This window comes from Rhodopseudomonas sp., assembly GCF_048594845.1.
Lineage (GTDB): Bacteria > Pseudomonadota > Alphaproteobacteria > Rhizobiales > Xanthobacteraceae > Rhodopseudomonas.
Genome location: NZ_JBMDXE010000086.1, coordinates 1 through 9,674, shown reverse-complemented (window position 1 = coordinate 9,674; position 9,674 = coordinate 1). Strand labels below are relative to the sequence as shown.

General features: G+C 65.8%; 6 protein-coding genes. 5 read left to right on the top strand and 1 reads right to left on the bottom strand.

Annotated elements, in window-relative coordinates; all coding sequences use genetic code 11:
* The 4 genes from ACOJTD_RS05330 to ACOJTD_RS05315 form a co-directional block, all read left to right on the top strand.
* The coding region (locus ACOJTD_RS05330; protein ID WP_420131892.1) for a S1 RNA-binding domain-containing protein at positions 1-927 on the top strand (927 nt) is incomplete at its 5' end.
* 299 nt (positions 928-1,226) lie between these two features.
* On the top strand, positions 1,227-2,207 hold the full coding sequence (locus tag ACOJTD_RS05325) for a lipid A deacylase LpxR family protein (protein ID WP_420131891.1): 981 nt from the start codon (positions 1,227-1,229) through the stop codon (positions 2,205-2,207).
* A gap of 363 nt (positions 2,208-2,570) precedes the next feature.
* Positions 2,571-4,253, top strand: coding sequence for a methyl-accepting chemotaxis protein (locus ACOJTD_RS05320; protein WP_420131890.1), 1,683 nt, complete (start codon positions 2,571-2,573; stop codon positions 4,251-4,253).
* A gap of 239 nt (positions 4,254-4,492) precedes the next feature.
* A complete protein-coding gene (locus ACOJTD_RS05315) occupies positions 4,493-6,160 on the top strand; it encodes a PAS domain S-box protein (protein WP_420131889.1) in 1,668 nt (555 codons plus the stop codon).
* Between the two features lie 40 nt (positions 6,161-6,200).
* On the opposite strand, the gene ACOJTD_RS05310 is transcribed toward ACOJTD_RS05315, so the two are convergent.
* A complete protein-coding gene (locus ACOJTD_RS05310; RefSeq protein ID WP_420131888.1) occupies positions 6,201-7,139 on the bottom strand; it encodes a LysR substrate-binding domain-containing protein in 939 nt (312 codons plus the stop codon).
* A gap of 246 nt (positions 7,140-7,385) precedes the next feature.
* On the opposite strand from ACOJTD_RS05310, the gene katG reads away from it, so the two are divergent.
* Entirely contained in the window at positions 7,386-9,602 is a 2,217-nt protein-coding gene (gene katG, locus ACOJTD_RS05305) for a catalase/peroxidase HPI (RefSeq protein ID WP_420131887.1), read from the top strand.
* The last annotated feature ends 72 nt before the right edge of the window (positions 9,603-9,674 follow it).

Below are 9,674 nucleotides of genomic sequence, written 5' to 3'. Positions count from 1 at the left end.
GCGATCCATCCGGTGCTGCCGCCGCATCACGAGTTCCCCTACACCATCCGCGTCGTCTCCGAGATCACCGAGTCGAACGGCTCGTCCTCGATGGCGTCGGTGTGCGGCGCCTCGCTGGCGCTGATGGATGCGGGCGTGCCGCTGAAGCGGCCGACCGCGGGCATCGCGATGGGCCTGATCCTGGAAGGCGAGCGCTTCGCCGTGCTGTCCGACATCCTCGGCGACGAGGATCACCTCGGCGACATGGACTTCAAGGTGGCCGGCACCGAGCAGGGCATCACCTCGCTGCAGATGGACATCAAGATCGCCGGCATCACCGAAGAGATCATGAAGGTGGCGCTCGGCCAGGCCAAGGACGGCCGCATCCACATCCTGGGTGAGATGTCCAAGGCGCTCGACCGCGCTCGCGCCGAGCTCGGCGAACACGCGCCGCGGATCGAGACCTTCAAGATCCCGACCGACAAGATCCGCGAAGTGATCGGCACCGGCGGCAAGGTGATCCGCGAGATCGTCGAAAAGACCGGCGCCAAGGTCAACATCGAGGACGACGGCACCGTCAAGGTCGCCTCCTCGGACGGCGAATCGATCAAGGCCGCCATCAAGTGGATCAAGTCGATCGCCTCCGATCCGGAAGTCGGCGAGATCTACGAAGGCACCGTCGTGAAGGTGATGGAGTTCGGCGCCTTCGTGAACTTCTTCGGCGCCAAGGACGGTCTGGTGCACATCAGCCAGCTCGCTGCCGGCCGCGTGCAGAAGACCTCCGACGTCGTCAAGGAAGGCGACAAGGTCAAGGTCAAGCTGCTCGGCTTTGACGACCGCGGCAAGACCCGGCTGTCGATGAAGGTGGTCGACCAGACGACCGGCGAAGACCTCGAGGCCAAGCAGAAGGCCGAAGGCGAAGCCCCGGCGCAGGCCGCCGGCGAGTAACCCGCCCGGGTTGCGGCCAAGGCTGCGGCTACGGCTGTGGCCAGGCAGGCAACTGATCGTCACACGTTTCGAGAGGCGGCCTCCGGGCTGCCTCTTTTCGTTGCAGCGGCGAGTTCCGTCATGGTTCGCCGAGCGGCGGCTGTGTCCCTCTCGACACGCAGCGCGGGCGCACAGCAATTAGCGCGCGTGTGCCGCGAAACCGAGCTTGCCAAGCGTGAGCCGCACCCCGATACTTTAGGGGTCGTCTCGAGATCATCGTCATGCGCCGTTGGATTGCAGGAATTGCCGCGGCTGCCCTCATGGCGCTGCTATCAAGCGGCGCGTCCGCGCAGCGCGCCGTGCTGATCGGTGAGAACGATGCCCTCGCCAACACCGACCGCGACTACACGTCCGGTTTTCGTCTCTCCTTCGTGTTCGATAATTTCTCGCGCGATCTGCTCGCCGGTCAGGCGTTCGATCTGGTGCGTCCGGCGCTGCTGACGTATGGCGCGCCGGGTGGTGCGGTGCGGCAGCAGTTCGAATGGATCGCGCTGGCGCAGAACATCTACACGCCCGATCGTGATACGCGCGGCGTCTACACGCCCGGCGTCGATCGCCCGTTCGGCGGCTGGCTCTACACCGGCTTCAACGTCGCGCAGGAGACCGGCCGCCGCCAGCTCGATTCGTTCGAGTTGCAGGTCGGCGCGGTCGGCGGCAACGCCTCGCTGGCGCAGGCGGTGCAGTCGAGCTTCCACAGCATGCTCGGCCAGTCGACGCCGGTGATCAACGGCTACGAACTGCGCAACGAGCCCGGCATCGTGCTGGCGTGGGAGCGCCGCTGGAAGTTCGCGACGGAGTTCGGCAACGGCTTCGGCGCCGACATCATTCCGTCGCTCGGCGTCACCGCCGGCAACGTCTTCACCTATGGCGAGGCCGGCGCAGTGGTGCGGGTCGGCCGCGCGCTGTCGACGACGTGGGGACCGACGCTGATCCGCCCCGGTCTGTCCGGCGCCAATTTCGTCAGTCCCGATCCGTCCGCGCCGTTCTGGGGCTTCTCGCTGTTCGCCGGCGTGCAGGGTCGCGGCGTCGCCCGCAACATCTTTCTCGACGGCAGCACCTTCGCCGACAGCCCGCACGTGACGCGCGAGTCGTTCGTGTACGACCTCGTCGCCGGCGCCGATATCTTCAATCAGGACGGCTTTCTGGCGTCGCTGACCTGGATCCACCGCTCGCGCGAATACACCACGCAGGCGCGCGCCTTTTCGGACTACGGCTCGCTCACGCTGGCCTATCATTTCTGACCGCGGTCGCTCCGCGGCGCTGCGTCACATCGCATTATCTGTCATCCGTCGGCCCTCCCCGGCAGGGCGGACTGATCACTTCGGTTCCGACGCGCATCGATCGTGATTCGGCTGCGCCGCGGCAACAACTTGCCGCCGCAGGCGACATGCAATTCGCGCGTCGCGGGCTAAATGGAACTTTCCAGGGCGGATCGGCAGTTAGTTGATGAACGCGCAGTGCGTTACTTGAGTGAGGCCGACGAGGTGGGGATTAGGGAAAGTTTAGATCGAATGCACGACACTGCACATAACCCCGTGGGACTGCGCATCGCTTGCTGACTCCGGGACGCACCCAGATGCTGATCCCGAGCAAAGGCAGTTCGCATGTTTTCCTTCCGGCGCACCACCGCCAGCCTGTCGTCGTCCGCCATCCTCGAGGCGATCAACCGTTCGCAGGCGATGATCGAGTTCGATCTCGACGGCAAGGTTCTCAACGCGAACGACAACTTCCTCAACGTGCTCGGCTACAAGCTCGATGAGATCAAGGGCAAGCATCACAGCATGTTCGTCGAGCCGACGCAGACCCGCAGTCCGGCCTATGCGGCGTTCTGGGCCGACCTGAAGGCCGGCAAGTTCCAGGCGGGTGAGTTCAAGCGGATCGCCAAGGGCGGCGAGGAAGTCTGGATCCAGGCCTCCTACAATCCGGTGCTCGACAAGGATGGCAAGCCGCTCGGCATCGTCAAGTTCGCCGCCAATATCACCGCGGCGAAGCGGCAGAGCCTCGCCGACGCCGGCAAGATCCATGCGATCAGCCGCGCCCAGGCGGTGATCGAGTTCAGCGTCGACGGCACCATCGTCGACGCCAACCAGAACTTCCTCGACGCGATGGGCTACACGCTCGCCGAGATCAAGGGCAAGCACCACAGCATGTTCGTCGAGCCGGCCTATCGCGACAGCGCCGCTTATCGCGAGTTCTGGGCGACGCTGAATCGCGGCGACTATCTGGCGGCGGAGTACAAGCGGATCGGCAAGGGCGGCCGCGAGGTCTGGATTCTCGCCTCCTACAATCCGATCCTCGACGAGAACGGCAAGCCGATCAGCGTGGTGAAGTTCGCCACCGACGTCACCCAGCAGAAGCTCGCCAATGCCGATCTGGCCGGCCAGATCGCGGCGATCGGCAAGTCGCAGGCGGTGATCGAATTCTCGATGGACGGCACCGTTCTGGCCGCCAACGAAAATTTCCTGCACACGCTGGGCTATTCGCTGGCCGAGATCAAAGGCCGGCCGCACAGCATGTTCGTCGATCCGGCCGAGCGCGACGGCGCCGAATATCGGGCGTTCTGGGACGCGCTGCGGCGCGGCGAGTATCAGGCGGCCGAATACAAGCGGATCGGCAAGGGCGGCAAGGAAGTCTGGATTCAAGCGTCCTACAATCCGATCCTCGATCTCAACGGCCACCCGTTCAAGGTGGTGAAGTACGCCACCGACGTCACCCGTCAGGTGCTGATCCGGATGGGCAACGAGCGCGTTCGCGCCATGATGGATTCGGTTGCGGCCGGCGCCGAGGAACTCAACGCCTCGGTGCGGGAGATTTCCGAAGCGATGACCAAGTCGCGGCAGACCGCCAGCAGCGCGGTCGGCGAGGTCGATGCCGCCGACGATCAGGCCAACCGGCTCAACGATGCGGCGCAGGCGATGAGCGGCATCGTCGAACTGATCGGCCATATCACCGGGCAGATCAACCTGCTGGCGCTGAACGCCACGATCGAGTCGGCGCGGGCGGGCGAGGCCGGCCGCGGCTTTGCGGTGGTGGCGGCGGAGGTCAAGAATCTCGCCAACCAGGCCAAGCAGGCCACCGACAAGATCGGCAACGAAATCGAGAACCTCAACTCCATCTCGGGCGACGTCGTCGCCGCGCTCGGCAAGATCAAGACCGCGATCCAGAACGTCAGCGAATACGTCTCGTCGACCGCCGCGGCGGTGGAAGAGCAGAGCACGGTGACGGGCGAAATGTCGAACAGCATGCAGCGCGCCGCCAACGAAGCCGCCGCGATCGTGGCGCGCTGAGCCTGCGGTCTCGCGGTGAGCAAGCGAGCGCCGGGTGACGCCGGCCGACTCGCCGCGTCTCCTGACATCGTGTCACCGCGTCTTCTCTCACGTAGTTCCACGTACTTACGGTTGCGTAGTCTCACGAGGTGTCGAAATAGGCGATTTTTAATCATCTGGCCTCACCCTCAAGGCATTGCAGGCCGCGGTCGGACATGCGTTCGCGGCGCCCCGCCGATGGTCTGGAGGCCCGCCGTTCCATGTTTCCGTTTTCCCGAAGCGCCGATCAGGAGCGCGCGGCGGCGATGCTGGCTGCGGTCGACCGCTCCCAGGCCGTCATTGAATTCGACGTCGGCGGCATCATCCGCCGCGCCAATCAGAATTTCCTCTCCGCCTTCGGCTATTCGGCCGACGAACTGATCGGCCAGCACCACCGGATGTTCGTCGATCCGGTCGAGCGCGAAAGCTCCGCCTATCAGGATTTCTGGCTGGCGCTGCGGCGGGGCGAGTATCTCAGCGGCGAGTATCTGCGCTTCGCCAAGGACGGCCGCGAGGTCTGGATTCAGGCGACCTACAATCCGATCTTCAACCGCCGGGGCACACCGGTCGGCGTGCTGAAGATCGCCACGGACATCACGGCGACCAAGACCCACAGCCTCGAAGACGCCGGCAAGATGGCGGCGATCAGCCGGGCCCAGGCGGTGATCGAATTCGCCATGGACGGCACCATCCTCACCGCCAACGAGAATTTCCTCGCGGCGCTGGGCTATTCGCTGGGCGAGATCGTCGGCCATCACCACAGCATGTTCATCGCAGCGAAGGAGCAGGAGAGCTCCCGCTACAAGGAATTCTGGGCCCGGCTCAATCGCGGCGAGTACTTCCTCGACGAGTTCAAGCGGATCGGCAAGGGCGGCCGCGAGGTCTGGATCCTGGCGTCCTACAATCCGATCCTGGACGCGCACGGCAAGCCCTTCAAGGTGGTGAAGTTCGCCACCAACGTCACCGCGCAGAAGCTCGCCGCCGCCGACAGCGCCGGCCAGATCGCGGCGATCCGCAAGTCGCAGGCGGTGATCGAGTTCAAGACCGACGGCACCATCCTCGACGCCAACGAGAACTTCCTGAAGGCGACCGGTTACGCGCTGGCCGAGATCAAGGGCCATCACCACAGCATGTTCATGGATCCGGCCGATCGCAACACGGCGGCCTATCGCGAGTTCTGGGAGCGGCTGGCCAACGGTGAGTATCAGTCGGGCGAGTATCGGCGTATCGCCAAGGACGGCCGCGAGGTCTGGATTCAGGCGTCCTACAATCCGATCCTCGATCTCGACGGCAAGCCCTACAAGGTGGTGAAGTACGCGTCCGACGTCACGCCGCAAGTGCAGCGCCGCATCGCCAACGAGGAAGCGCGCGGCATGCTGCTGCGGTCGGCGGAGAGTACCGAGGAACTGAGCAGCACGGTGCAGATGATCGCCGAAGCGACCAACCGCTCGCGCGAGAGCACGCATCGTGCCGTCAGCGAGGTCGAGGTCGCGGACAGCCAGGCCAAGCGTCTCGACGAAGCCGCCAAGGCGATGAGCGGCATCGCCGAAATCATCGGCGCGATCACCGGCCAGATCAATCTGCTGGCGCTCAACGCCACGATCGAATCGGCACGCGCCGGCGAGGCCGGCCGCGGCTTTGCGGTGGTGGCCCAGGAGGTGAAGACGCTGGCCACCCAGGCGCGCAACGCCACCGATCAGATCGTCGGCCAGATCGACAATCTCAACGGCATCGCCGGCGATGTGGTCGGCGCGCTCAGTGCCATCAAGCAGGCGATCGATGGCGTCAACGAGTTCGTCGCATCGACGGCATCAACTGCCGAGGAGCAGAGCGCCGCCACCGCCGAAATCGCCGCCAGCATGCAGCGCGCCACCTCGCTGCTGCGCTGAGCTCGCAGCACCGTCCGCTGCTGAACGAAGAGCGTAGTGCTTAGGCCGGCGCGGCCTGTTGGGCCGGGTCCCGGTTCACGCCGTGCTGCACCACTTCGCCGAGCACGTCGAAATCGTGCCGGCGCGGTGAAGTCTTGCGGAACACCAGGCCGATCGTGCGGCCCGGCTGCGGCCGTCGCATCCGCAGGAATTTGACGCGGTTGTCGCGGCGCTCGACGTCGGCGGCGATCTGCGGGATCAGCGTCACGCCGTAGCCGCCGGCCACCATCTGGATCACCGTGGTCAGGCTCGAGGCGCCGAACGTCGCGGTGCCGGCGCCGCTGATGTTGATGGCGCGGTTGCGGGCGGTGGCGCAGAACGCCAGCGCCTGGTCGCGCAGGCAGTGGCCGTCCTCGAGCAGGATCAGCCGCGACTGGTCGATCTCGTCGACCGCCACCGTGGCGGTCTCCGGCCGCGGATCGTCGGCCGGCACCGCGAGCAGGAATTCGTCGTCGAACAGCGCGATGGTCTCGAGATCGCGGATGCCGACCGGCAGCGCCAGCAGCGCGGCGTCGAGCGCGCCGCTGCCGACGTCGGCGACCAGTTGTCGCGTCTGGCTTTCGCGCAGCTCCAGCCGCAGCTCCGGATAGCGCCGCTGCAGCAGCGGCAGCACCTTCGGCAGCAGATACGGCGCCAGCGACGGGATCACGCCGAGCGTCAGTCGTCCGGTCAGCGGCTGTGCGCGGTGGCGGGCGAAATCCACCAGGTCGCGGGCGCCGCTCAGCAATTCCTCGCCGCGGCGGGCGATTTCGCGGCCGATCTCGGTGAGGAACACCTCGCCGGGCCGGCGTTCGACCACCTTGACGCCGAGCGTCCGCTCCAGCTCGGCGATCTGCATCGACAGGGCAGGCTGGGTCACCGCGCAAGCGTCCGCCGCGCGGCCGAAATGGCCGTGGCGGGCGAGGGCGGACAAATACCGGAGCTGGCGGAGCGTCACCATGGCCGATCAGATAATCTGATCGGTAGCCAAAATCAATTCGACTGGACCTGATCGTAGAACTGCTCCAGTCTGCGCGTGCCGGGCCCGCACGCGCGCGGGCAGCATCGGCCAACCAACCGCATCACCCCAAGACGAGATGCCGCGGACGAATCCCCCGCGTCCGCGGCGTTCTCGACCAGGCAAGCACACTGTCATCATACGTTCGAACGACGCGAACACACTGGCAGGCGAGGACGGAGAGAGATCATGGACGCAAAGACCGACGACAAGGGCAAATGCCCGTTTCCCCATGGTGGCGGCGGCGGCTCGCGCGGCAACAAGAATTCGCAGTGGTGGCCGGAGATGCTCGACCTCAGCATGCTCCACCGCAACTCGTCGCTGTCGGACCCGATGAGCAAGGGCTTCGACTACAAGAAGGAATTCGAGAGCCTCGATCTCGACGCGGTGATCAAGGATCTGACCGCGTTGATGACCGATTCGCAGGAGTGGTGGCCGGCTGACTTCGGTCACTACGGCGGCCTGTTCATCCGCATGGCCTGGCACTCGGCCGGCACCTATCGCATCACCGACGGCCGCGGCGGCGCCGGCGCCGGACAGCAGCGCTTCGCGCCGCTGAACTCGTGGCCGGACAACGCCAACCTCGACAAGGCCCGCCGCCTGCTGTGGCCGATCAAGCAGAAGTACGGCAACAAGCTGTCCTGGGCCGACCTGTTCATCCTCACCGGCAACGTCGCGCTGGAATCGATGGGCTTCAAGACCTTCGGCTTCGCCGGCGGCCGTGACGACGTCTGGGAGCCGGAAGAGCTGTTCTGGGGTCCGGAAGGCACCTGGCTCGGCGACGAGCGCTATTCGGGCGAACGCCAGCTGTCGGATCCGCTCGGCGCCGTGCAGATGGGCCTCATCTCCGTCAACCCGGAAGGCCCGAACGGCAATCCCGACCCGGTCGCCGCGGCGAAGGACATCCGCGAGACGTTCCGCCGCATGGCGATGAACGACGAGGAAACGGTCGCGCTGATCGCCGGCGGCCACACCTTCGGCAAGACCCACGGCGCCGGTGATCCGTCGTTCATCGGCGCGGAGCCGGAAGGCGGCGCGATCGAGGACCAGGGCCTCGGCTGGAAGAGCACGCACGGCACCGGCTTCGGCGCCGACACCATCACGGGCGGGCCGGAAGTAATCTGGACCCAGACCCCGACGAAGTGGAGCAACCACTTCTTCGAGAACCTGTTCAAGTTCGAATGGGAGCTGGAGAAGAGCCCGGCCGGTGCGCAGCAGTGGCGCGCCAAGGGCGCCGCGGCCGACGTGCCGGATCCGTTCGATCCGAACAAGAAGCGCGTCCCGACGATGCTGACGACCGACCTGTCGCTGCGCTTCGACCCGGCCTACGAGAAGATCTCGCGCCGCTTCCTCGAGAACCCGGATCAGTTCGCCGACGCCTTCGCCCGCGCCTGGTTCAAGCTGACCCACCGCGACATGGGCCCGAAGGTCCGCTATCGCGGCAAGCTGGTGCCGAAGGAAGATCTGATCTGGCAGGATCCGATCCCGGCCGTGGACCACGAGCTGGTCAGCGACAAGGACATCGCCGATCTGAAGGCGAAGATCCTCGGCTCCGGTCTGTCGATCTCGCAGCTGGTGTCGACCGCCTGGGCCTCGGCATCGACCTATCGGCACTCCGACAAGCGCGGCGGCGCCAACGGCGCGCGCATCCGCCTTGCTCCGCAGAAGGATTGGGAGGTCAATCAGCCGGCCGATCTGGCTCAGGTGCTGAGCAAGCTCGAAGCGATCCAGAAGGAGTTCAACGGATCGCAGAAGGACGGCAAGAAGGTCTCGCTCGCCGACCTGATCGTGCTCGGCGGTTCGGCCGCGGTCGAGAAGGCCGCCAAGGATGCCGGTGTCACCGTGACGGTGCCGTTCACCCCGGGCCGCATGGATGCGTCCGCGGAGCAGACCGACGCCGAATCCTTCGCGGTGCTCGAGCCTCGCCAGGACGGCTTCCGCAACTACATCAACGCCAATCGGCATCAGTTCATGAAGCCGGAAGAAGCGCTGGTGGATCGTGCGGCGCTGCTCAACCTCACCGCGCCGGAAATGACGGTGCTGCTCGGCGGGCTGCGCGTGCTCGGCGGCAATGTCGGCCACACCACCCACGGCGTGTTCACCGAGCGGCCGGAGAAGCTCACCAACGACTTCTTCGTCAACCTGCTCGACATGAAGACCGTGTGGTCGCCGTCGAAGACCACCGACGGCGTCTACGAAGGCCGCGATCGCAAGACCAACGAACTGCGCTGGACCGGCACCCGCGTCGACCTGATCTTCGGCTCGCACTCGCAACTGCGCGCGCTCGCCGAAGTCTCCGGCCAGTCCGACGTCCAGGAGAAGTTCGCCAAGGACTTCGTCGCCGCCTGGACCAAGGTGATGAACGCCGACCGCTTCGAAGTCGTCCCGGTCAAGGCCGCGGCGTAAGGATCGACGCGGCGATACGCAACAACGATCATAGGGCGGCCTCCGGGCCGCCCTTTTTCGTTCGGCAGAGGT

Bases quoted from the DNA above. Each gene is read 5' to 3' on its own strand.
- ACOJTD_RS05325 (WP_420131891.1), top strand. From the start codon at position 1,227: ATGGCGCTGCTATCAAGCGGCGCGTCCGCGCAGCGCGCCGTGCTGATC.
- ACOJTD_RS05320 (WP_420131890.1), top strand. From the start codon at position 2,571: ATGTTTTCCTTCCGGCGCACCACCGCCAGCCTGTCGTCGTCCGCCATC.
- ACOJTD_RS05315 (WP_420131889.1), top strand. From the start codon at position 4,493: ATGTTTCCGTTTTCCCGAAGCGCCGATCAGGAGCGCGCGGCGGCGATG.
- ACOJTD_RS05310 (WP_420131888.1), bottom strand. From the start codon at position 7,139: ATGGTGACGCTCCGCCAGCTCCGGTATTTGTCCGCCCTCGCCCGCCAC.
- katG (WP_420131887.1), top strand. From the start codon at position 7,386: ATGGACGCAAAGACCGACGACAAGGGCAAATGCCCGTTTCCCCATGGT.